Genomic DNA, 24051 nt, shown 5'->3' with positions numbered 1-24051 from the left:
TCTATGTCGTATTTTTGCTTTCGATTCAGAGGTGTTTATTTGTTGTATTCTTTTACAGGAGAAAGAATCGTGCCAAAAGAATCAAAAGAAACAATTTTTAATATGAAAAAGGTTACGTACCGCAATCAATTTTCTAAAGTTTTAGGTGTTAGTCTAGTAGTTTGTCTGTTATTTTCAGCAAATCTTTTTTCGCAGGATGAAAGTGCTTCTGCAGGTGACGCCGTTAAGGGTAAATCTTTATTTAACCAGAACTGTGCTGCTTGTCACTCTTTAAATAAGAGAATGACGGGTCCTGCTCTTGCTAATGTTGAGGCGAGTCTTGAAGAAGAAGGTTTGGATAGGCAATGGATTTATGCTTGGGTTAAGAATAGTCCTAGTGTTATAGCGTCAGGTGATGCTTATGCTAATAAATTATACAATGAGTATAATAAAGCAGCTATGACTCCTTTTCCAACATTGTCTAATGAGGATATAGATAATATTCTTGCTTATACTGCAGCTCCGCCTCCAGCACCAGCGAAACCCGTTGCTTCGGTTCCGGGAACCGAAACAGCTTCTTCGGGTGGTTTGTCTAATGAGTTGGTGTTAGGTGCTCTTATTTTAGTATTTGCAATGTTGGTGATGTTGTTGTTTATGGTAAACAAAACATTGCGTAGAATTGCTGAGGCAAATGGTGTTGTTTTGGAAAAAGAGGCTTCTGAGAAAAGAACGCCAATTTGGAAGGCATTTGTTCAAAATCAATTCTTGGTATTGGTTAGTGCTTTGGTCTTAATACTTTGTGGTGCATATTTTGTATATGGTTATATGATGCAGGTTGGTGTTGATCAGGGTTATGCTCCTGTACAACCTATTCATTATTCTCATAAAATTCACGCAGGTGATAATAAGATTGAGTGTAAATATTGTCACTCTTCTGCTCGTGTTTCAAAAACTTCAGGTATACCGTCATTAAATGTTTGTATGAACTGTCATAAATCTATTTCTGAGTATGCGGGTAATCCTGAAGGGCCTTCACAAGAAGATTTAGCGAACGGTCGTACTAATGATTTTTATACTGGTGAGATTAAAAAATTATATAAAGCTGTTGGTTGGGATGAGTCTACTCAAAGTTATACAGGTGAAAGTAAACCGGTAGAATGGGTTAGAGTTCATAATTTGCCTGACTTTGCTTACTTTAATCATTCGCAACACGTTTCTGTTGCAGGTGTTGAGTGTCAAACTTGTCATGGACCTGTGGAGGAAATGGAAATTATGGAGCAGTATTCTCCATTAACAATGGGTTGGTGTATTAATTGTCATAGAGAGACAAATGTTAAAGTTGAGGGGAATGAGTATTACGAGAAAATTCATGCTGAACTTTCAAAAAAATATGGTGTAGAAAATCTTACTGCTGCTCAGATGGGTGGATTAGAATGTGGTAAGTGTCACTATTAATAGGTTAACAAAGAAGATAATTTCAGAGATAAACGTATGGCATCAAACAAAAAATATTGGAAAAGCGAAGCGGAGTTAAATCCTAACGATTCCATTGTTGAGACGCTAAGACATAATGAGTTTGTTCAGGATATTCCTGTTGATGAGTTTTTAGGAGATAAAGATAATTTAGCTTCTTCGTCAACAAATAGAAGAGATTTCTTGAAGTATGTTGGTTTTAGTACAGCTGCTGCTACTTTAGCGGCTTGTGAGGGACCTGTTACAAAGTCTATTCCTTATGTTGTGCAACCGGAAAGTATAATTCCTGGTGTTGCAAATTATTATGCAACTACTATTGCAAATGGTTTTGATTTTGCTAGTGTGTTAATTCGTACTAGAGAAGGTAGGCCAATATCGGTTTTAAATAATACAGATTCTAAAACCAACGGAAGTGCTAATGCGAGAGTTAATGCTTCTGTATTGAATCTTTATGATAGTACTCGTTTGCAGGGTCCTACTTTGAATGGAGAGGCTATAGAGTGGAATGATTTAGATAATGCTGTAAAAGCTAAATTAGGATCTCTTAAAGGTTCTGGTAAGCAAATAGCTTTGTTGACTCAGACTTACGCAAGTCCTTCGACAAGTAGGTTAATTGCTGAGTTTAAAAATACATATGGTTCAAATGTGAATCATGTAACTTATGATGCAATTTCAGAAGAAGCTGCTTTAAATGCTTTTGAAAAGAGAAAAGGTATAAGAGCTTTAGCTGATTATGATTTTTCCAAAGCAGAGGTAATTGTTTCTTTTGGTGCTGATTTCTTAGGTGATTGGCAAGGTGGTGGTTTTGATGCAGGATATTCTAAAGGACGTATACCTCAAAAAGGAAAAATGTCTAAGCATATTCAGTTTGAAGCTAATATGTCTTTGTCTGGTGCAAACGCAGATAATAGAATTCCATTAAAACCAAGTGAGCAGAAGGTTGCTTTGGCAAAACTATATGCTAAATTAAATAACTCATCAGTTGGTGGTGAGCTTTCTGAAAGTGTAAACAGTGCTTTGGACTTAGCAGTTGCTAAAATTAAGAAAGCAGGTTCTAAAGCTGTAGTTGTAACAGGTTTAGATGATGAGGATGCTCAGTCGGTTGTTTTAGCTATTAATGAAATGTTAGGTAGTGATGCTTTTAATGCTGATCAGCCAATTCTTACAAGGCAAGGTGATGTTAAGGCTGTAAATGCTTTAATTGACGCTATGAAGTCTGGTAGAGTAGGGGCTATTTTTATTGATGGTGTTAATCCTGTTTATTCATTGCCAAATGCTGTTGATTTTGAAGAAGGGTTGAAAAATGTTTCTCTATCTGTAAATTTCTCGACTAATGAGAATGAAACTACTGCTGTTTCGCAATATGTTGCTGCTGCTTCTCACTATTTGGAGTCTTGGGGTGATGTTGAGATTAAAAAAGGTCATTTTGCGCTAACGCAACCTACAATAAAAGAATTATTTGATACGCGTCAATTACAATCATCATTATTGCAATGGATGGGTAGTGATAAGTCGTATTATGAATATATAAAAGAAACTTGGTCTTCTTCTGTTTTAGGAGAAAGTGAATGGAATCAGGCTTTACATGATGGTTTTTATGTGAAATCTCAACCTTCTTCTGTTGAAGAGTTGGTTGATGTTGCTTTAGCGCCTGTTGTTGAAGAAACAACGGCAGTTGTTCCTATTGCATCTTCATTACGTGCATTGGCAAATGCATCTAATTCAGAAATGGAATTGACTTTATATTCTAAAACTGGAATGGGTGATGGTCAAATGGCTAATAATCCATGGTTGCAAGAATTTCCTGATCCTATTACTAGAGTTTCTTGGGATAACTATGTTACAGTATCTAAAGTTGATGCAGATAAACTTGGTTTTGTAAATGAGAATGTTGCAAACGGTGGTTTAGATGGTAGTTATGCGAAAATTACTGTAAATGGTGTTTCTGTTGATAGGGTTCCTGTAATTATTCAACCTGGTCAAGCTGTTGGTTCAATTGGGCTTTCATTTGGTTATGGTAAGAAAGCAGGGATGAAAGCTGAAATGCAAACCGGAGTTAATGCTTATCCTTTATATCAGAATTTTTCAAATGTACAATCTGTTTCAATTGAAAAGTCTGAAGGTAATCATGAGTTTGCTTGTGTTCAGTTGCATAAAACATTAATGGGTAGAGGTGATATTATTAAAGAAACCACCCTTGAAATATTTAATACTAAAGATGCGGAAGAATGGAATGTTCAGCCAGTTGTATCTTTAGATCACCAAGAGGTTGCTGCTACTTCTGTGGATTTATGGGATAGCTTTGATCGTACAATTGGGCATCATTTTAATCTGTCAATAGATTTAAATGCTTGTACTGGATGTGGAGCATGTGTTATTGCTTGTCATGCAGAGAATAACGTACCTGTTGTAGGTAAAGATGAAGTTAGAAAGTCAAGAGATATGCACTGGTTGCGTATTGATAGATATTATTCTTCTGAAGATACTTTTGAAGAAGATAATGTTAAGAAAGATGAGTTTGATGGCTTAACTGGTGATAAAGGTTCTTTAGGCGGATTTGGTGAATTGGAGCATCCAGCTTCTAATCCTCAAGTTGCTTTCCAGCCTGTAATGTGTCAACATTGTAACCATGCTCCTTGTGAGACTGTTTGTCCTGTTGCTGCAACTTCACATGGTCGTCAAGGTCAAAACCATATGGCATATAACAGATGTGTTGGTACAAGATATTGTGCAAACAACTGTCCGTATAAAGTTCGTAGGTTTAACTGGTTCTTGTATAATAACAATGATGAGTTTGATTATCACATGAATAACGATTTAGGTAAAATGGTTATAAACCCTGATGTTACTGTTCGTTCTAGAGGTGTTATGGAAAAATGTTCAATGTGTATGCAAATGACACAGAAAACTATTCTTGATGCTAAAAGAGATGGACGTGTAATTAAAGATGGTGAATTCCAAACAGCTTGTTCTGCGGCTTGTAGTAGTGGAGCAATGATTTTTGGAGATGTAAATGATAAGCATAGTAAAGTAGCTGAGCTTAAAGAAAGTGATCGTATGTATCATTTATTAGAACATGTAGGTACGAAACCTAATGTGTTTTATCATGTTAAAGTGAGAAATACTGAAGAAGTATAATCAGTCTATAAAAAAAAGAAGAACATAACTTAATTTAGAATATGGCGTCGCATTACGAAGCACCTATTAGAAAACCACTTGTACTTGGAGATAAAAGCTACCATGATATTTCTGTGGATATTGCTGCTCCTATAGAAGGTAAAGCAAATAAACAATGGTGGATTGTTTTTTCAATTGCATTGGTTGCATTCCTTTGGGGAATAGGTTGTATTATTTATACCGTATCTACGGGTATTGGTACTTGGGGATTAAATAAAACAGTCGGTTGGGCTTGGGATATTACAAACTTTGTATGGTGGGTAGGTATCGGTCACGCTGGTACACTTATATCTGCTGTACTTTTATTATTCCGTCAAAAATGGAGAATGGCTATTAACCGTTCGGCTGAGGCGATGACAATCTTCTCTGTTGTTCAGGCAGGTTTATTCCCTGTTATTCACATGGGGCGTCCTTGGTTAGCTTACTGGGTATTGCCAATTCCTAATCAATTTGGATCTTTATGGGTTAACTTTAACTCGCCACTTCTTTGGGATGTATTTGCAATTTCAACTTACCTTTCAGTATCATTAGTGTTTTGGTGGACAGGTTTATTACCAGATTTCGCAATGATTAGAGACAGAGCTGTTCGTCCTTTTCAGAAAAAAATATATAGTTTAGTTAGTTTTGGTTGGTCTGGTAGAGCAAAAGATTGGCAACGTTTTGAGGAGGTGTCATTAGTGTTAGCAGGTTTAGCTACGCCACTTGTACTTTCTGTACACACGATTGTATCTTTTGATTTTGCTACATCAGTTATACCTGGATGGCATACAACTATCTTCCCACCTTATTTCGTTGCGGGTGCAATATTCTCTGGTTTCGCAATGGTGAATACACTTCTTATTATAATGAGAAAAGTGTGTCATATGGAAGAGTATATAACATTACAACATATTGAATTAATGAACATAGTAATTATGTTAACTGGTTCGATAGTTGGTTGTGCTTATATTACGGAGTTATTTATGGCTTGGTATTCAGGTGTAGAATATGAACAATATGCATTCTTGAATAGAGCAACTGGTCCTTACGCATGGGCATATTGGTCAATGATGACTTGTAATGTTTTTTCTCCACAGTTTATGTGGTCTAAAAAATTACGTACAAGTATATTATTCTCTTTCTTTATATCCATTGTTGTAAACATCGGGATGTGGTTTGAGCGTTTTGTAATTATCGTAACGTCATTACACCGTGATTACTTACCATCATCTTGGACGATGTTCTCTCCAACATTTGTTGATATAGGTATATTTATAGGTACTATTGGTTTCTTCTTTGTTCTTTTCTTACTATATTCTAGAACATTTCCTGTAATTGCGCAGGCAGAAGTAAAATCTATTATGAAATCTTCTGGTGAGAAATATAAGTTATTAAGAGACGCAGGTAAGCCTCTTTATGAAGTAAAACAAACTGTTCCTGTAAATGTAGTTGTTGAACCAGTTGAGGAGATTGTTCCTGCTGAAGATGCTCCAATAGTTGAAAAAAGTACAGAGCAAGTTTCTACATTACTTAATTCATTAGGTTCTTTTGATCCTGCAGTTGATACTCCAGATGATTTAAAAGAAGTAAAAGGTATTGGTCCCCAAATGGAAAAAACTTTAAACCAGATTGGTATATTTAAGTTTTCTCAAGTTAGTAAAATGACCGAAAAAGAATATGATTTGTTAGATTCTATTACAGGTTCTTTTCCAGGAAGAGCACAAAGAGATGATTGGGCAGGTCAAGCAAAGATTTTAAATAACAACAAGTAGATATATGGCATCTAAAGTTATACATGCGCTTTATACAGATGATGATGTGTTAATGCACGCTGTAAAAAAAGTCAAAGAAGCTAAACATCATATTGAAGAGGTTTATTGTCCTTTTCCAGTTCATGGACTAGATAAAGCAATGGGCTTAGCTACAACTAGATTAGCAATAACATCATTTTTATATGGGTGTGTTGGTCTAACAGTAGCAATTACTATGATGAATTTTATCATGATTGAGGATTGGCCACAAGATATTGGGGGGAAGCCTAGTTTTAGTTTTTTAGAAAACTTACCTGCTTTTGTTCCAATTATGTTTGAGCTTACAGTATTTTTCGCAGCCCATTTAATGGTGATTACTTTTTATATGAGAAGTAAATTATGGCCTTTTAAAGAAGCTGAGAACCCTGATAAAAGAACAACTGATGATCATTTTCTTATGGAAATTGAGATTCATGATAACGAGGATGAATTAAGAAAGTTATTGTCTGAAACTGGTGCAGTGGAGATCAATATTTCAGAAAAGTAGTCAATAGAGATATGAAGAGTTTTATAAAAGTTATAGCTATAGTTTTGGTTTTGGTAACTTTTTCTTCTTGTTTTAACAAGAATGATAGAAATTACCAGTACATGCCAAATATGTACAAATCTGTAGGATACGAAACCTACCAAAAAGTTGAGTTTTTGCCAAGTGGTGTTGAAGCAGGTTTACCTGTTGAAAATACAATATCTCGTGGTCATATGCCATATAAGTTTGCCAATACTTTAGAAGATAAAGAATTGGCAAGAGTTCAAGCTAGTCCTTTAGATTCTTTAAAGTCTGAAGAAAATTTAGCAGTTGGTGCTGAGCTTTACACTATTTATTGTGCTATTTGTCATGGTAATAAAGGTGATGGTAATGGTACTTTAGTAAGTCGTGAAAAAATACTAGGTGTGCCTAATTATTCTGATGCTGGTAGAAATATTACAGTTGGAAGTACGCATCATACAATATATTACGGATTAAACTCTATGGGTTCATATGCTAATCAATTAAATGATAAAGAGCGTTGGCAAGTTGCAGAGTACGTAATTAAGTTAAAACAAGATTTAATAAAATAATACATAGATTTTAGATATGTACACTATTTCAAATAGATTAAAAATTGCTTCGATTATTTTAATGGTTCTTGGAGCCATAGGAATTGGTATCGGTTTCGGTTCGTCTCCTAGCACTGCAGAAGAAGCAAAAGAGATGATTGCTTCTCATGGTGAAGGGCACGGTGATGCGCATGCTGAAAATGTTACAGAGCATCATGGAGTTGCAGAGTCACATCACGGAAATGCTGAAGCGCATGGTGATTCAGAAGCACATCATGATAGTTCTCATGATGAGCATTTATTACACCAATTGCAAAATAGACCTTGGGCTGCAGTATATGTAGCTGCTTTCTTTTTCTTTATGATTGCATTAGGTGTTTTAGCTTTTAATGCTATTCAACGAGCAGCGCAGGCAGGCTGGTCTCCATTACTTTTTAGAGTTATGGAAGGTATTACTTCATATTTAGTTCCAGGTGGAATTATAATGTTTGTTTTATTAGCTTGTTCAGTTGCACATTTGAACCACTTATTTGTTTGGATGGATCCTGAAGTTGTTGCTCATGATGAATTAATACAAGGTAAATCTGGTTTCTTAAATGGTACTTTCTTTTTAATAAGAGCTGTTATCTTTTTGGCAGGTTGGATTTTCTATAGAGAATATTCTAGAAAATTATCTTTAGCTCAAGATGAAGCTAGTGATGATTCTAATTTCTTAAAGAATTTTAGAGCATCTGCTGCTTTCTTAGTATTTTATCTAGTGACTGAGTCTATGATGTCTTGGGACTGGATTATGAGTGTAGATCCACACTGGTTTAGTACATTATTTGGTTGGTATATTTTTGCTAGTATGTTTGTTTCAGGTATTACTGTAATAGCAATGGTAACTATTTATTTAAAATCGAAAGGATTATTACAAGATGTTAACGATAGTCATATTCATGATTTAGCTAAATTTATGTTCGGGATTAGTATTTTCTGGACATATTTATGGTTCTCTCAGTTTATGTTGATTTGGTATTCTAATATCCCTGAAGAGGTTACATATTATGTTACGAGAATAGCTGATTTCAAATTACCATTCTTCGGAATGATTGTGATGAATTTCTTATTCCCAGTATTATTATTAATCAATAGTGACTATAAAAGATTAAACTGGTTTGTAATCATGGCTGGTGTTGTAATATTAGGTGGTCATTATTTAGATATATTTAATGCAATTATGCCGTCTACTGTTGGTGATCAATGGTTCATTGGTATTCCAGAAATTGGTTCTGTATTATTTTTCGCAGGTATATTTATATTCTGGATATTTAGAGCATTATCAAAGGCACCGCTTCAACCAAAGCGTAATCCTTTTATAGAAGAGAGTAAGCATTTTCATTACTAGTATAAAAAAATAACATTAAATCATACAATGACTGCATTTTTAATTATAGCTGTTTTAGTATTAGTGGCAATTGCTATTTGGCAAATGACCAAAATTTTTGAATTGTCTCAAATCAAGGCAGAGAATTCGCAAATCGCTAATGATAAGGATAACAAGACAAATGGATATTTACTATTCGCTTTCTTGATTTTTATCTATGGAATAACAATTTTCAGTTTCTGGAAATATACTAAAGTTTTACTTCCTGAAGCAGCTTCTGCTCATGGTGCTGATTACGATAGTTTAATGTTAACTTCATTTATTCTTATTTTTGTTGTTCAAACTTTAACTCAATTTTTATTATTCTATTTCGGATTTAAATATAGAGGAGAGAAGGGAAAAAAAGCTTTGTTCTTTGCTGATAACGATAAGTTGGAGTTTATTTGGACAATTATTCCTGTGATCGTATTATCAGGTTTAATTCTTTGGGGTCTGTATACTTGGACGAGCATTATGGATGTTAATGATGATGATGATCCTATAATTGTTGAATTATATGCGCAACAATTTAACTGGACAGCTAGATATAGTGGTGATGATAATGTATTAGGTGATGCTAACGTTAGAATGATTGATATTGATAAAGCTAATGTACTTGGTTTAGATGAAGCTGATCCAAATGCTTCTGACGACATTATTGTTAAAGAATTACATCTTCCTGTAGGTAGAAAAGTTAACTTTAAAATGCGTTCTCAAGATGTATTGCATTCAGCTTATATGCCTCACTTTAGAGCTCAAATGAATTGTGTTCCTGGTATGATTACGGAATTCTCATATACTCCAATATATACTACAGAAGAGATGCGTCAAAATCCTGATATTATTGACAAGGAAAAAAGAATTAATGCTATTAGAGCTGAAAGAGCTTTAAATGGTGAAGATAATTCTGATGCTTGGCAGTTTGATTATATCTTACTTTGTAATAAGATTTGTGGTAAATCACATTACAACATGCAAATGAAAATTATTGTTGAAACAGAAGAAGAGTATAATAAGTGGATTGCTGAGCAAAAAACTTTCGGTTCTTCAATGGTTGCTTCAGCAGAATAAATTTAAGTTAAAAAATAATAAAAAATATAGATTTCGAATATGTCAGTAGCTACAGCACATGCAAACTTAGATGATCATGCACACGACGATCACGGGCATCATCATAAGGAGACTTTTGTAACTAAATATATTTTTAGCCAAGATCATAAAATGATTTCAAAGCAGTATTTAATTACTGGTTTGATCATGGGTGTTATTGGTATTGCAATGTCTATTTTATTTAGAATGCAATTAGCTTGGCCAGGAGAATCTTTTCCTGTTTTTGAAGCTGTTCTTGGAAAATGGGCACCTGATGGTGTAATGGATGCTGATATTTATTTAGCATTAGTTACTATTCATGGTACTATAATGGTGTTTTTTGTACTTACAGCAGGTTTAAGTGGTACGTTTAGTAATTTACTTATTCCTTTGCAGATTGGTGCACGCGACATGGCTTCAGGCTTTTTAAACATGGTTTCTTATTGGTTGTTTTTTATATCATGTATAATAATGATTTCTTCATTGTTTATAGAAGCGGGACCTGCGGCAGCAGGTTGGACGGTATACCCTCCTTTGAGTGCTTTGCCAATGGCGCAACCTGGTTCTGGTTTAGGTATGACACTTTGGTTGGCTTCTATGGCTGTATTTATTGCTTCTCAGTTGATGGGTTCTTTAAATTATATTGTAACAGTATTAAACCTTAGAACAAAAGGTATGTCTATGACTAGAATGCCTTTGAGTATTTGGGCTTTCTTTGTAACTGCTATCATTGGTGTTGTTTCTTTCCCTGTTTTGTTATCAGCAGCATTGTTGTTAATAATGGATAGAAGCTTTGGTACATCTTTCTTTTTATCAGATATTTTCATTCAAGGTGAAGTATTACATTACCAAGGTGGTTCTCCTGTATTATATGAACATTTATTTTGGTTCTTGGGTCACCCTGAGGTTTATATTGTAATTCTTCCTGCAATGGGTATCGTGTCAGAAGTTATGGCAGTAAATGCTCGTAAGCCAATTTTTGGTTACCGTGCGATGATTGCATCTATCATTGCAATTGCATTTTTATCAACTATCGTTTGGGGTCACCACATGTTTATTTCTGGTATGAATCCGTTTTTAGGTTCTGTATTTACATTTACAACATTATTAATTGCGATTCCATCTGCTGTAAAATCTTTTAACTGGATAACTACATTATGGAAAGGTAACCTGCAATTAAATCCTGGGATGTTATTTTCAATAGGAATGGTATCAACTTTTATTTCTGGTGGTTTAACTGGAATTATATTAGGAGATAGTACTTTGGATATCAATGTTCACGATACGTATTTTGTTATTGCTCACTTCCACTTAGTAATGGGTATATCTGCACTTTATGGTTTGTTTGCAGGTGTTTATCACTGGTTCCCTAAAATGTTTCATGGTAGGTTAATGAACAAAAATTTAGGTTATATTCACTTTTGGATTACTGCTGTAGGTTCTTATGGTATTTTCTTCCCAATGCATTTTGTTGGTATGGCAGGTGTCCCAAGAAGATATTACCAGAATACAGCATTTCCAATGTTTGATGATTTAACTGATGTTCAAATTTTAATTACTGTATTTGCTATTATTACAGCATTTACTCAATTGATATTTATTTACAACTTTGTAAGTAGTATTTTCTACGGTAAAAAAGGCTCTCAAAACCCTTGGAGTGCTACTACTTTAGAGTGGACTACTCCAATAGAAGCTGTTCATGGTAACTGGCCAGGTGAAATTCCTGAAGTTCACCGTTGGGCTTATGACTATAGTAAAACTCGTGAAGATGGTGAATACATATTGCCAGGACAAGATTTTGTACCACAACATGTTCCTCTGCAAGAGAATGAAGAAGAATTACAGCATTAATTTTTCTTATAAATATAATTTAAACCCTTTGTTGTATTACAAAGGGTTTTTTTGTGATTAATTCTTTTTGTTTTTTATATTATTAGATATTTATAATATCTTGTATAATCAATTTCAACCACTAAAATCGTTTTACAATTTATTCAAGATTTCACTTATGAAAATTAAATTTGGTGTATTTATTATTTGCTTTTTAATTGGTTCGTTCGCATTTTCTCAACGTAAACCGAAGATAAGAGGAAGTAAGGTTGTTGTTGAAGTTCATAAAGATTTAGAACCTTTTGATAGTATAGAATTAGAGCATGATTTAGATATAAATTTTGTTGCTTCAGCTGATTATGGTTTATCCTTAGTTATTGATGATAATTTAGTTGATGTTTTAGAGTTTAGAGTTGTTGATCATGTTTTATCGATTGATTCTTATTATAATATTACTGCTAAAAAGAAACTAGAAATTACTGTTTTTTATAATCAAATACATTCTTTAATTCTACGTGATGGTAAAATTAATATTGAAGACGTTATAGAAACGGATTACTTAAATGTTACTTCTTTTAATTCTTCTAAAATATCACTTAATGCAAATGTAAATTTATTAGAAGTTGATATGAGTGACAATAGCTTTGCAAACCTAATTGTAAATGTAGATTCTTTAAATGTTTCTTTAAAAGATAGGGCAGATGCTCGTATTTATGCAGATGCTAAAACTGCTAATGTTAATCTTAAAAAGAATTCAGAATTAAAATTGAAGGGTAAGGCTGAAGTTTTAAATGCCCATTTATTTGATAGTTCTGATCTGAAAGCTGAAAATTTTGATACATCAGATACAAATTTATTTATTAAAAAAAATGCTAACGCTTATGTTAGAGCAAAAGAAGTACTAAATTTAAGCTCTTCTGATAGTGCAAATACCTATTTTTATGGTAACGGAGCTATTAACATTATCGAATTTTTAAACACGTCACAACTAAATAAAAGAGATGACGTGCTTAAGATTAAAGACTAGTACTTATTTTATAGCAATTGGAGCATTGAGTAAATCATCAGGAATTCCAAAACCATCTACTAAATTACCTATGTGTGGTCGTAGTTCAGTACACAATCTTTCTATTCGTTGTCTTATTGCTTTAGATTTTGTAGTGCCAATATAACCTTGTTCTAAATACCAAGTTGCATTAGTTCTAATTTCCTGTAAAGCATAGAGGTTTGCAAGTTTTACAAATAGTGCTTTGTTTTTATCATCATTAATTTTATCAGTAAAATCAATAAATGTATTGTATGCTAATTCACAGCTATATGCTTTACCTAAAGCTAATAAATGAGTTTGTACTTTTAAAAATGCTTGGTAAGATGGAACTCCTTTTTTGATATAGTTTTTGATTCTCATAGCAGCAGTGTATGTTAATCTTCTAGTTCTATATTCAAAAGCATTTTTATGAAATTTTGAATCGTACAAATGTGCTATATCAACGTTGTTAATGTATAACGGATTAATTGTAGTTAACTTATCATTTATTTGCGTGCTCAAGAGTTTCAGCACAGAAGTGAATCCTGCGCTATTAAACTCTGATTTAAAGTCAGAAAGAACACCTTTAGCCGCTAATTGTAATAAAACGGTATTATCACCTTCAAAGGTTGTAAAAATGTCTACATCGCCTTTCAAATCTGCAATTTGATTCTCTATTAAATATCCTTTTCCACCACATGCCTCTCTACATTCTTGAATGGTTTCATTCGCAAACCAAGTTATGATTGATTTTAAGCCTGCGACTTGAGTTTCAATTTTTCGTTTGTCAGGTTTGTTTACATCACTATACTCTTTCATTATTTGTTGTAATGTAACATCATAAACATATGATTTAGCAATTGCAGGGGTAAGTCTAAGTTGATGAGTAGGGTAATCCATCAACAAATCTTCTTGAATCTTTATACTGTCATTGAACTGTCTTCTTTTTAAAGCATGTTTTACGGCAATTGTTAATGCTTTTTTAGCACCACCTAAACCAGCTCTGGCAACACATATTCTACCACCAACTAAAGTCCCTAACATAGTAAAGAATCGCTTATTTGGATTCTCAATTTCAGAAAAATAAGTTCCATCATCTTTGATGCTTCCGTACTTATTTAATAAATTTCCACGAGGTACTCGAACTTGATTAAACCAAATTTTTCCATTATCAACGCCATTCAATCCTAATTTATAGCCATTATCTTCTATTTTTACACCTTGTAAAAGCTTGTGCTTTTCATCTCGGATAGGTACTAAAATTGCGTGAACACCTTCGTTTTTTCCATTCACAATTAATTGTGCGAAAACAGAAGCCATTTTAGAGTCTAAGGCATTACCAATATATTCTTTGTTGTCATTTCTTCCAGGAGTATGAATAACTAGGCTATCAGTTTCTTGTTCGTAAGTTGCTGTAGTTTTTATTCCACGCACATTAGAGCCGTGTCCTGTCTCAGTCATAGCGAAACAACCTAGTAATTTTGCATCACCAGTTTCAGTTAAATACTGATCATGATGTTTTTTAGTGCCAAGCTTTTGAATGCTTCCTCCAAAGAGACCGAATTGAACACCAAATTTTATAGATAAACTTCCGCCAACATACATCATATTTTCAAAAATGAATGCATAGGCTGGCATATCGTCAATGCCACCATATTCATTTGGGTAGGCCATTGCACCATATTTTTTTGATGCTAAAAACTTAACTTGTTCTAAAACGGTTGTTCTAAAATCTTCTTTTTTTCTTTCTACTTTACAATTAAATATTGGATCTTTTAATACTTTATGAAAATCTTCAACTATTGAAAAATATTCACCTTTTACTAATTTGTTTATTTCCTTAGGGTTATAATAATTTAGTGTACTATCAAAATTTATTTCAACATTAAATAAATGATTGTAGTGATTAGGTTGTATGCCTAAGTTAAGTTCAATATGTTTTAGTTGTTCATTAATAGGTAGTTCATTACCATAGTGTTTTAATAATTCTTGACTGAAAATTGAAAGAGGGTAATTACTACTTTCTACTAATTTTAGGTTTGAATTTAATATAGCTTGTTTCCAAGATTTAATAGTTTTATCACTAGGTGAATCTTTTGTATTTAACCAACTGTTTAAGATATTTTTTTCTTCTTTAGATAAACTGCTGTCATTTGCAATAGCAGTTTTAACTACATTTATTTCAGAGGCGGTTAAAAGATCATCAGACCATATCACGTAAAAAAATGGTATGTATGCTATAATACCTGAAGTATAATTAATTTTTTTCATGGTATGAAAATACAATTTTTAAAGGCTATAATTAGAATTTAATGCTTTAGAGGTAATATTATTTTGCCCTATATTTGTTATATATGAATGAAAATCTAGATCCAACAAATCAAAATTTTTCTCCAGAAGAATTTGATATAGATAAAGCATTAAGGCCTATAAGTTTTGAAGACTTTACGGGTCAAGAACAAATACTGGAGAATTTAAAGGTTTTTGTAGAAGCAGCTAATTTAAGAGGTGAAGCTTTAGATCACACACTTTTTCATGGACCTCCAGGACTTGGTAAAACTACTTTGGCTAATATTTTAGCAAATGAATTGGGTGTAGGTATTAAAATTACGTCGGGTCCGGTATTAGATAAACCTGGAGATTTAGCAGGTTTGCTTACAAATTTAGATGAACGTGATGTTTTATTTATTGATGAAATTCACCGTTTAAGTCCAATTGTAGAAGAGTATTTGTATTCTGCAATGGAAGATTATAAGATTGATATTATGATAGAAACAGGGCCAAATGCACGCTCTGTTCAAATAAATTTAAATCCGTTTACATTGATTGGTGCAACTACACGATCTGGTCTGTTAACATCACCAATGCGAGCACGTTTTGGAATACAAAGTAGGTTGCAATATTATTCTACAGAGTTATTGTCAACCATTGTTGAACGTAGTTCTGAGATATTAAAAATGCCAATTACAAATGAAGCAGCAATTGAAATTGCAGGTAGAAGTAGAGGAACACCTCGTATATGTAATTCATTATTGCGTAGAGTTCGTGATTTTGCTCAAATAAAAGGGAATGGTAAAATTGATATTGAAATTTCAAGATTTGCCCTTAAGGCATTAAATGTAGATGCTCATGGCTTAGATGAAATGGATAATAAGATTTTGATGACTCTTATTGATAAATTTAAAGGTGGCCCAGTTGGTATAACAACATTAGCTACTGCAGTGTCAGAAAGTGCTGAAACGATAGAAGAGGTTTATGAACCATTTTTGATTCAACAAGGTTTTATTATGCGAACACCCCGTGGTCGTGAAGTAACAGATTTAGCTTACAAACATTTAGGAAGGATAAAAGGAACGAGTCAAGGAGAATTATTTTAATGCAAAAACTACCTTTAGTATCACGTTTAGAAGTTATAAAGAATAGCAAACGTATTCTAAAAAACCCCTTGCCTTTTCATCGCGAAAATTTTGAGAAATTTGGAGATTTATTTCGTGTTTCAGTAGCCTTCGAAGGTGAGATTGTGTTTACTCGTAATCCTAAAATCGTAAAACATATACTCCAAAAACAACATAAAAAATATCAGAAATCAACTTTGCAAACAGTAGATCTTGCAAAGTATATTGGTCATGGTATTTTAACATCTAATGGGGAACATTGGCGTACACATAGGCGAATGGTACAACCTGCATTCCATAAAAAAAAGTTGCATAATTTAATGGGCACAATTCGTTCAGCTATTAAAGTTGAATTAGAAGATATTAAGCCCGGTGTTATTTTGAATGCATATCCATTAATGAGTAATCTTGCTTTTCAAGTAGTAGCGAAATCACTTTTTAGTAGCGAAGATATTCGTGAAAAAATGCAAGAACTTCAGCATATAACTGAGGTTAATCAGCGAATGTTGATAAAAGAAATGCGTCAACCTTATTTAAAATGGTGGTTTAATTTAAATGGAACGATTAAAAAACATTTAAAACTTGCAGAAGATGGACAAGAACTTTTAAACGATTTAATAGAAAGCCGGAGAAAATCAAAAATAGAGAAAGATGATTTGCTTGATATGTTGTTGCAAGCCCGTTATGAAGATGGAACGGCAATGTCTCAAAAGCAATTGATAGATGAAGTATTGATTTTATTTACTGCAGGTCATGAAACTACAGCAAATGCTCTTAGTTTTTTATTTTTTTTACTTGCAAAACATCCTGAAATGCAGGAGAAGGCTTATAAAGAGGTAAAGCTTGTTGATTTAGATTCAGAAGATGTTTTACCTGAGATATTAAAGTTAAAATATGTACAGCATTGTATTGAAGAAACAATGCGTTTATATCCGCCAGCATATATTATTGACAGAGTTTCATTAGAAAATGATGAAATCGATGATTTGAAAATTCCAAAAGATACAATGGTACTAATGAGTATTTATGAATTGCATAGGTATGAGCAATTTTGGGAGCTACCAAATGATTTTATTCCTGAAAGATTCGAAACCCTCGATAAAAAGAAATATCAAGATTATTATTACCCTTTTGGAGCAGGTCCAAGAATGTGTGTGGGTAATAATTTTGCAATGTATGAAATGATTTTAGCAGTAACTGAAATATTAAAAAAGTACCGAATAACTACTAATTTAAAAACTTTAGATATTAATCCGTTGATATCATTAAAACCACTTAATGTTGAATTGAAATTTACAGCTAGAATATAATAATGAATTTAAAAGAGAAATACACAAAACAAATTAAAGATGAAGCTAAGCGATTAGGCTTTATGTCTTGCGGTATTTCTAAAGCAGGTTTTTTAGAAGAAGAAGCACCAAGATTAGAAAAGTGGTTAAAGAATAACATGAATGGCAAAATGCAATACATGGAGAATCATTTTGATAAACGTTTGGATCCTCGTTTGCTAGTTGATGACTCTAAGTCTGTAATTTCTCTATTACTTAATTATTATCCAGAAGAACAACAAAATGATGATACGTATAAAATTTCTAAATATGCCTATGGACAAGACTATCATCATGTAATAAAAGGTAAATTAAGAAAATTACAAGAATTTATATCTGAAGAAATAGGAGAGGTGAGTGGGCGTGCTTTTGTTGATTCTGCACCTGTATTAGATAAAGCTTGGGCTGCTAAAAGTGGTTTAGGGTGGATTGGGAAGCATAGCAATTTATTAACTCAGAAAGTTGGTTCTTTTTATTTTATAGCAGAGTTGATTTTAGATTTAGATTTAGAATATGACCATGCAGTTACGGACCATTGTGGTTCCTGTACAGCTTGTATTGACGCATGCCCAACGCAAGCAATTGTCGAGCCATGTGTAGTAAATGGGAGTAAATGTATTTCTTATTTTACAATTGAATTAAAAGACGAATTACCGTTAGAAGTAAAGGGTAAGTTTGATGATTGGGCATTTGGTTGCGACGTATGCCAAGATGTTTGTCCTTGGAATCGTTTTTCAAAACCACATAACGAACCTCTTTTTAATCCACATCCAGATTTATTATCACTTACTAAAAAAGATTGGGAAGAAATAACAGAAGATGTTTTTAGAAAAGTATTTCAGAAATCTGCTGTAAAAAGAACAAAGTACGCAGGGTTGAATAGAAATATTGGTTTTTTAAAATAGTTAAATCTCCTCTTTAATTTTGCGCATTGCTAATGTCATATGAGCTTCAACAGTTTTAATAGATATTTTTAAATTTTCAGCTACTTCCTTGTACTTTAATCCTTCTATCTTTATCATTATAAAAACTTCTTTACATTTATTAGGTAATTTTTCAATAGCTTTTCTTATTGATATTATTTTATCTTCGTTTGTAGTTTCTATAGAATCTTCTATAAAGAAATCCATAGCCGATATTCTAAACTCAGTTAGATAATCTACTTTTTTCTGTTGTTTTTTGTAATGATTTATAAATTCATTGTAGCATGATTTGTATAAGTAAGAAGATATAGAGTTTGTTATTTCTATTTTATTTCTGTTTTTCCATAAGTTAAAAAAAACATTTTGCACAATATCTTCGGCTAAAGTTCTATTTTTTGAAATACCATAAGTGTAAACACATAAACTTTTATAGTATTCTTTATAAAGAAGTTTAAATGCTTCATTATCACCTTTTTTAAGGTTTTTAATTTCAGTTTTTTGGGTTTCTTTTTTCAGATGTTTTTTTTTAGAGAGTACTATCGTATTTTAAAATTAACATTTTTTTTAAAATATCTTAACAAAAAACTAAGGGTATTCTATATTTTTTGAGTCTTTCTATAAAGAATCAACTTATCAATGAAGAATAATCAGTTAAGTAATAGCGAAATTTCTAAATTTTTAAAAGACGCAATGACACCAAGTGAATTGGAAGCTTTTAAAAATAAATTAACTGTTGCCGATAATCTAGAAGCATTAAAAAAATATTTTGTTTTAAATCATTTAATTGAAGTTGAAGCTCAAAGTTTTGATTCTGATGTAGCTTTTGAAAAATTTTTAGCAAGAAAAATTGATTATAATTCAAGTTTAGAAAATTCTTTTTTTAGTAGAAATAGAACTTACTTATATGTAGCAGCAAGCTTTTGTTTATTATTTGCACTGTCAATCTTGATTTATTTTAATTATGGATATTCAAGTGAGTTAGAGGTTTCTAATCAAATTGTTTTGAAACTTGACTCAGGAGAAGAAAAAGCATTAGACGAATCTAAATCTAATAAAATATATAATACAGAAGGTAAAGTAGTAGCTGTTCAAAAAGGAAATAGCATACTTTATAATTATTCTGATAATAAAGAGGAAATTACCAAACCTGAATTTAATGAAATTTATGTTCCATATGGTAAACGAATGGAAGTCGTTTTATCAGATGGCACTCGTGCATATTTAAATTCAGGCTCTTTTTTTAAGTATCCAACTTATTTTAATTCAAATGAAGAAAGAGTAGTTGAGTTAAAAGGAGAGGCTTATTTTGATGTAGCTAAAAAAGATAAAAAAAATAGGTTTGTAGTTCATACCAAGAATTTTCAAACGACTGTTTTGGGAACAGAATTTAATATATCATCGTATACTACTGATACTGCAAATGATATTGTACTAATAGAAGGTTCTGTAAAAGTAAATTTTAATACTCAAGGTGAATTTATTTTAAAACCAGGGGAGCAATTTAAATATTCTAAAGACAAAATAGCGAAAGTAAATATTGTCGATGTGCAAAATTATATTGCATGGTTAGATGGTGTTTTGCTTTTTGAAAATGAAAAATTTAATTCCATTTCTAAAAAACTAGAACGGTTTTATAATGTATCTATTGAAAATAATTGTGATTCATTAGTAGATGAAAAGTTTACGGGACAATTTGATTTAGAAACGATAGAAGAAGTATTAAAAACATTCAATAATACAGTGCCGTTTAACTTTAAAATTGAGAACAGAAAAATAACCATAAACCCTTTAAATAGTTGAATTTATATGAAGTAAAATGAAAAATGAAGTAAAAAATCGAGAGATGTTCCAGCATCCCTCGATTCACAATTAAAATTTTAAAAATGCGAAATCTCTAAAATCATATTAAAAGTATGAAAAAACAACATAATAATTACCATAGTTGTGGTAATCTATTAAAATTCAGTTTGAAAATGAAACTTACAGCAATCATGCTTATTCTCTCTCTTTGTAGAGTAAGTGCTAGTATATATTCTCAAAACACAAAAATTACATTAAACTTAAACGAAGTAACTTATCAAGAATTGTTTAAGGAGATAAAAAAAGAAACAGATTTTAAATTTTTTTTTAAAAACTCTGAAATTAATTCTAAAAATATTGTTTCTGTTAATGTTAATAATAAGTACGTAGAGGAGATACTTGATGAAGTATTCGAAGGTAAAAATATATCGTATCAGGTATTAGGAAAACAAATTATATTAAAACAATCTAAGCCTAAAATTAACAGCTCAATACCCTTACAGGATAAAATCACCTTTGAAGGGAGTGTTTTGGATACCGACGGAATACCTCTTTTGGGAATTTCCATCTTAATTAAAAATACTACTGTAGGTACTGTTACTGACTTTGATGGTAATTTTACTATAAAAGCAAATATTGGTGATTTTTTAATAATTAAAGCTCTAGGGTTTAAAACTAAAGAAGTTGAAATACAAGATCAAAAACCAATAACTGTTATTTTAAATGAGGATATAGAGACTTTGCAAGAAGTAGTAGTCTCTGGTTATGATAAAACTTCAAAGAGAATATTTACCGGAGCTTCTAGTTCTATTGTCTCTGAAAATTTTAAAATTGATGGCCTTGTTGATGTTAGTCAAATGCTTGAAGGTAGAGCCGCAGGTGTTAATATTCAAAATGTTACAGGAACTTTTGGTTCTGGCCCTAAAGTTACAATCCGTGGTGCGTCTTCTGTTTTTGGTGATACAAGGCCTTTGTGGGTGATTGACGGCGTTATACAAGAAGATATTGTTAATACTGATTTTGATGCTTTAATTTCAGGTGATGCTTCAACCTTAATAAGCTCTTCTATTGCAGGAATAAATACAAATGATATTGAAAAAATAGATATTTTAAAAGATGCTTCGGCAACATCATTATATGGGGCTCGAGCTTTAAATGGTGTTATCGTTATTACAACCAAAGGTGGGCAAAGAAAATCTAAATTGAAAGTTAATTATGTATTAGAGCAAACTGTTCGTGATATCCCTAGATACGCAAATTATGATATTCTAAATTCTCAAGAAACTGTAAGTATTTTTCAAGAATTAGAAGCAAAAGGATTTTTAGATTTTCCTAGCGTAGCACAAAATAGAAATGGTGGTATTTATACAATATTAGCACAACAATTGAATGCTTATGATGAAACTATGGGTCAGTTTGGTGTTGCAAATACTGTTGAGGCAAGAAATCAATTTTTACAACAATATGAACAAGCAAATACAAATTGGTTTAGAGAGCTATTTAGAGCGTCTATTACTCAAAATCATACATTAAGTTTTTCAGGTGGTGGTGAAAATAATAGCTTTTACGCATCATTAAGTTTCTATAATGATCCTGGTTGGACAATTGCAGATAAGGTAAATAGATTTACATATAAACTTAAAAACACCTATTATTTATCTGATAAGTTTAAGCTTACATTAGGAGCAAATGGCTCAGTTAGAGATCAAGAAGCTCCGGGTACATTTGATCGAGAGGAAGATAGTTTTAGAGGTGATGTGTCTCGAGTTTTTGATATAAATCCATTTAATTATGCACTCTCAATAAATAGAACCATTAGACCAAGGGATAATGAGGGTAACTTAGAGTATTATAGGTCTAATTGGGCTCCATTCAATATTTTTCATGAGCTGGAAAACAATTACATTGAGTTGAAAGTAAAAGATATTAGTTTTCAGCTAGATAGTGAATATAAGATAAATAAAAATTTAAATTATAATTTTTTAGGCTCAGTAAGGTACGTTGTTTCAAACAGGGACCACAATGTAACTGAACTATCAAATGTAGCTGAAGCTTATAGGTCTCAAGAAACCACAATTGTACGTAATGCAAATGTATTTTTATATACAGATCCTGATAATCCAACTGCTCCACCAGTATCAGTTTTACCAGAAGGAGGTATATATAGAAATACCAATAATGAACTTACCAATTATTATGTTAGAAATAGTGTAAATTATACGAATACTTTTAATAATAAACATGAGGTTAGTGGGTTGTTAGGCCAGGAAATGAGGTATATTGATCGTGAAGAAGATTATTTTGTTGGTTATGGTCTTCAATACGATAGAGGATTAATTCCTTTCACTGATCCTGATATATTTTCAAAAACTTTAGGAGAAGCAAATGATTATTTTGGAATTGAAAGCGAAAAAGAACGTACAATAGGTGTTTTCTCTAAATTAACCTATGCCTATGATAGTAAATATATACTATCACTAACGGGGCGTTACGATGGTTCTAATAGACAAGGTAGAAGCACATCATCTAGGTGGTTACCTACAGGTACAATAAGTGGAAAGTGGAATATTACGCAAGAAAGGTTTTTAGAAAATGCAGACTTTGTTAATTCATTAAGTTTAAGAGCTTCCTATGGATTGACTGCAACGGCTGGACCAGCAACTAATTCGTTAGCAATTTTTAGAAATGACATTACTAATCGATTAGATTTTGATTCAAGAGAGCGTTATTTAGATATTGAAGAGTTACAAAATTCAGAATTAACTTGGGAAAAGCAGTATGAGACAAACATAGGGCTAGATTTTGGACTATATGAAAATAGAGTGCTGTTTACCGCTGATGTGTATAAGAGAAATGGTTTTGATTTAATTGATTTTGTTCGCTCTTCAGGTATTGGTGGAGAATTTATTAAGCAAGGTAATAATTCTGACATGGAAACAAAAGGATTAGAAGTTTCTTTAACTGTTGATCCTATCAAAACTTCAAATTTTAAATGGACTTCTACACTTAATTTTTCGGTTTTAGATCAGAAAATAACGGCATTAGAGAATAAACCAAATGTGTTAGATTTAGTCGATCAAACAGGAGGTAATGTTGTTGATTTTCCTAGGCAGTCACTATTTTCTTTTCAGTTTACTGGTTTAGATGATAGAGGTTTGCCAACTTATTTACTTCCTGAAGATTTGAGTAATGAAGAAAATAGTGTTACAGGTGCTGATTTTCAAGATGTAGAAGATATTACCTCTTATCTTAAATATGAAGGAAGTATTGAGCCAACTAAAACAGCTGGTTTTTCAAATACTTTTAAATATAAAGGTATTTCTTTGAGTCTTTTAGTGACCGCTTCAGGAGGTAATAAAATCAGACTAGATCCTAAGTTTTCCGATTCTTATACAGATTTAGACGTGTTTACATCTGAGTTTACAAATCGTTGGATTTCTCCAGGAGATGAAAATTTTACAAATGTTCCTGTAATAGCTAGTCAAAGACTTTTAAATGAAATTCCAAATTTATTTAGAGCATACAATGCATATAATTATTCTAATATACGTGTTGTAGATGGTGGTTTTGTAAGAATGAAAAATATTAGTGTTGCATTTGATTTTCCAACTGACTTAAAAAAGAATTTAGGCTTAAATACATTTAATTTAAAGTTGTCTACTACAAATCCATTTATGATTTATTCTGATTCGGGTTTAAATGGTCAAGATCCAGAGTTTTTTAGATCTGGTGGGGTTTCTCAACCAATTACAAGACAATTTACACTTTCACTTAATGTAGGGTTTTAAAAATATAAA

At 32.2% G+C, this 24051-nt stretch carries 16 protein-coding genes; 14 read left to right on the top strand and 2 right to left on the bottom strand.

Going from position 1 to position 24051, the window contains the following annotated elements; translation table 11 throughout:
* Positions 1-102: 102 nt before the first annotated feature.
* The 9 genes from KO500_RS12220 (at position 103) to KO500_RS12180 (ending at position 12808) form a co-directional block, all read left to right on the top strand.
* Positions 103-1434 carry a cytochrome c3 family protein gene (locus tag KO500_RS12220; protein ID WP_215956865.1) on the top strand — a complete coding sequence of 444 codons (1332 nt, stop codon included), beginning with the start codon at positions 103-105 and terminating at the stop codon, positions 1432-1434.
* Between the two features lie 36 nt (positions 1435-1470).
* Complete coding sequence (locus KO500_RS12215; protein WP_215956825.1) at positions 1471-4590, top strand: TAT-variant-translocated molybdopterin oxidoreductase; 3120 nt, start codon at positions 1471-1473, stop codon at positions 4588-4590.
* Positions 4591-4631: 41 nt separating this feature from the next.
* Positions 4632-6380 carry an NrfD/PsrC family molybdoenzyme membrane anchor subunit gene (gene nrfD / locus KO500_RS12210; protein WP_215956824.1) on the top strand — a complete coding sequence of 583 codons (1749 nt, stop codon included), beginning with the start codon at positions 4632-4634 and terminating at the stop codon, positions 6378-6380.
* A 4-nt stretch (positions 6381-6384) separates the two neighbouring features.
* On the top strand, positions 6385-6906 hold the full coding sequence (locus KO500_RS12205; RefSeq protein ID WP_215956823.1) for a DUF3341 domain-containing protein: 522 nt from the start codon (positions 6385-6387) through the stop codon (positions 6904-6906).
* A gap of 11 nt (positions 6907-6917) precedes the next feature.
* Positions 6918-7478 carry a c-type cytochrome gene (locus KO500_RS12200; protein WP_215956822.1) on the top strand — a complete coding sequence of 187 codons (561 nt, stop codon included), beginning with the start codon at positions 6918-6920 and terminating at the stop codon, positions 7476-7478.
* Between the two features lie 16 nt (positions 7479-7494).
* Positions 7495-8844, top strand: coding sequence for a quinol:cytochrome C oxidoreductase (locus KO500_RS12195; RefSeq protein ID WP_215956821.1), 1350 nt, complete (start codon positions 7495-7497; stop codon positions 8842-8844).
* A 27-nt stretch (positions 8845-8871) separates the two neighbouring features.
* Positions 8872-9933 carry a cytochrome c oxidase subunit II gene (locus tag KO500_RS12190; RefSeq protein WP_215956820.1) on the top strand — a complete coding sequence of 354 codons (1062 nt, stop codon included), beginning with the start codon at positions 8872-8874 and terminating at the stop codon, positions 9931-9933.
* Between the two features lie 39 nt (positions 9934-9972).
* Positions 9973-11802 carry a cytochrome c oxidase subunit I gene (locus KO500_RS12185; protein ID WP_215956819.1) on the top strand — a complete coding sequence of 610 codons (1830 nt, stop codon included), beginning with the start codon at positions 9973-9975 and terminating at the stop codon, positions 11800-11802.
* A gap of 157 nt (positions 11803-11959) precedes the next feature.
* Positions 11960-12808 (top strand): GIN domain-containing protein, encoded by an 849-nt coding sequence (locus tag KO500_RS12180; RefSeq protein WP_215956818.1) that lies wholly within the window; start codon positions 11960-11962, stop codon positions 12806-12808.
* 3 nt (positions 12809-12811) lie between these two features.
* Here KO500_RS12180 and KO500_RS12175 read toward each other — a convergent pair whose 3' ends face one another.
* Complete coding sequence (locus tag KO500_RS12175) at positions 12812-15079, bottom strand: acyl-CoA dehydrogenase family protein (protein ID WP_215956817.1); 2268 nt, start codon at positions 15077-15079, stop codon at positions 12812-12814.
* Positions 15080-15162: 83 nt separating this feature from the next.
* Between KO500_RS12175 and ruvB the strand changes: the two genes are divergently transcribed.
* From ruvB to queG, 3 genes are read left to right on the top strand one after another with little or no spacing between them, the layout of a single operon-like run.
* Positions 15163-16185 carry a Holliday junction branch migration DNA helicase RuvB gene (ruvB, locus tag KO500_RS12170; protein WP_215956816.1) on the top strand — a complete coding sequence of 341 codons (1023 nt, stop codon included), beginning with the start codon at positions 15163-15165 and terminating at the stop codon, positions 16183-16185.
* Positions 16185-17513, top strand: a complete 1329-nt coding sequence (locus KO500_RS12165) for a cytochrome P450 (RefSeq protein ID WP_215956815.1) — start codon at positions 16185-16187, stop codon at positions 17511-17513. The genes ruvB and KO500_RS12165 overlap by 1 nt, the downstream gene beginning before the upstream one ends.
* Positions 17514-17515: 2 nt before the next feature.
* Positions 17516-18436 (top strand): tRNA epoxyqueuosine(34) reductase QueG, encoded by a 921-nt coding sequence (queG, locus tag KO500_RS12160; RefSeq protein WP_215956814.1) that lies wholly within the window; start codon positions 17516-17518, stop codon positions 18434-18436.
* On the opposite strand, the gene KO500_RS12155 is transcribed toward queG, so the two are convergent.
* Entirely contained in the window at positions 18437-18943 is a 507-nt protein-coding gene (locus KO500_RS12155; protein WP_303488678.1) for an RNA polymerase sigma-70 factor, read from the bottom strand.
* 147 nt (positions 18944-19090) lie between these two features.
* Between KO500_RS12155 and KO500_RS12150 the strand changes: the two genes are divergently transcribed.
* Together KO500_RS12150 and KO500_RS12145 are read left to right on the top strand one after the other, a co-directional pair.
* Positions 19091-20254, top strand: a complete 1164-nt coding sequence (locus KO500_RS12150) for a FecR family protein (protein WP_215956813.1) — start codon at positions 19091-19093, stop codon at positions 20252-20254.
* A 173-nt stretch (positions 20255-20427) separates the two neighbouring features.
* Complete coding sequence (locus KO500_RS12145; protein ID WP_215956812.1) at positions 20428-24042, top strand: SusC/RagA family TonB-linked outer membrane protein; 3615 nt, start codon at positions 20428-20430, stop codon at positions 24040-24042.
* The last annotated feature ends 9 nt before the right edge of the window (positions 24043-24051 follow it).

Source organism: Cellulophaga baltica (genome assembly GCF_018861125.1).
Taxonomy (GTDB): Bacteria; Bacteroidota; Bacteroidia; order Flavobacteriales; family Flavobacteriaceae; genus Cellulophaga; species Cellulophaga baltica_A.
Note: the sequence above shows the minus strand (reverse complement) of the source record. Positions and strands in the feature narration are given on the sequence as shown.

Excerpts from the sequence above, each read along its gene's own strand:
- KO500_RS12220 (WP_215956865.1), top strand. The coding sequence starts at position 103 with ATGAAAAAGGTTACGTACCGCAATCAATTTTCTAAAGTTTTAGGTGTT.
- KO500_RS12215 (WP_215956825.1), top strand. The coding sequence starts at position 1,471 with ATGGCATCAAACAAAAAATATTGGAAAAGCGAAGCGGAGTTAAATCCT.
- nrfD (WP_215956824.1), top strand. The coding sequence starts at position 4,632 with ATGGCGTCGCATTACGAAGCACCTATTAGAAAACCACTTGTACTTGGA.
- KO500_RS12205 (WP_215956823.1), top strand. The coding sequence starts at position 6,385 with ATGGCATCTAAAGTTATACATGCGCTTTATACAGATGATGATGTGTTA.
- KO500_RS12200 (WP_215956822.1), top strand. The coding sequence starts at position 6,918 with ATGAAGAGTTTTATAAAAGTTATAGCTATAGTTTTGGTTTTGGTAACT.
- KO500_RS12195 (WP_215956821.1), top strand. The coding sequence starts at position 7,495 with ATGTACACTATTTCAAATAGATTAAAAATTGCTTCGATTATTTTAATG.
- KO500_RS12190 (WP_215956820.1), top strand. The coding sequence starts at position 8,872 with ATGACTGCATTTTTAATTATAGCTGTTTTAGTATTAGTGGCAATTGCT.
- KO500_RS12185 (WP_215956819.1), top strand. The coding sequence starts at position 9,973 with ATGTCAGTAGCTACAGCACATGCAAACTTAGATGATCATGCACACGAC.
- KO500_RS12180 (WP_215956818.1), top strand. The coding sequence starts at position 11,960 with ATGAAAATTAAATTTGGTGTATTTATTATTTGCTTTTTAATTGGTTCG.
- KO500_RS12175 (WP_215956817.1), bottom strand. The coding sequence starts at position 15,079 with ATGAAAAAAATTAATTATACTTCAGGTATTATAGCATACATACCATTT.
- ruvB (WP_215956816.1), top strand. The coding sequence starts at position 15,163 with ATGAATGAAAATCTAGATCCAACAAATCAAAATTTTTCTCCAGAAGAA.
- KO500_RS12165 (WP_215956815.1), top strand. The coding sequence starts at position 16,185 with ATGCAAAAACTACCTTTAGTATCACGTTTAGAAGTTATAAAGAATAGC.
- queG (WP_215956814.1), top strand. The coding sequence starts at position 17,516 with ATGAATTTAAAAGAGAAATACACAAAACAAATTAAAGATGAAGCTAAG.
- KO500_RS12150 (WP_215956813.1), top strand. The coding sequence starts at position 19,091 with ATGAAGAATAATCAGTTAAGTAATAGCGAAATTTCTAAATTTTTAAAA.
- KO500_RS12145 (WP_215956812.1), top strand. The coding sequence starts at position 20,428 with ATGAAACTTACAGCAATCATGCTTATTCTCTCTCTTTGTAGAGTAAGT.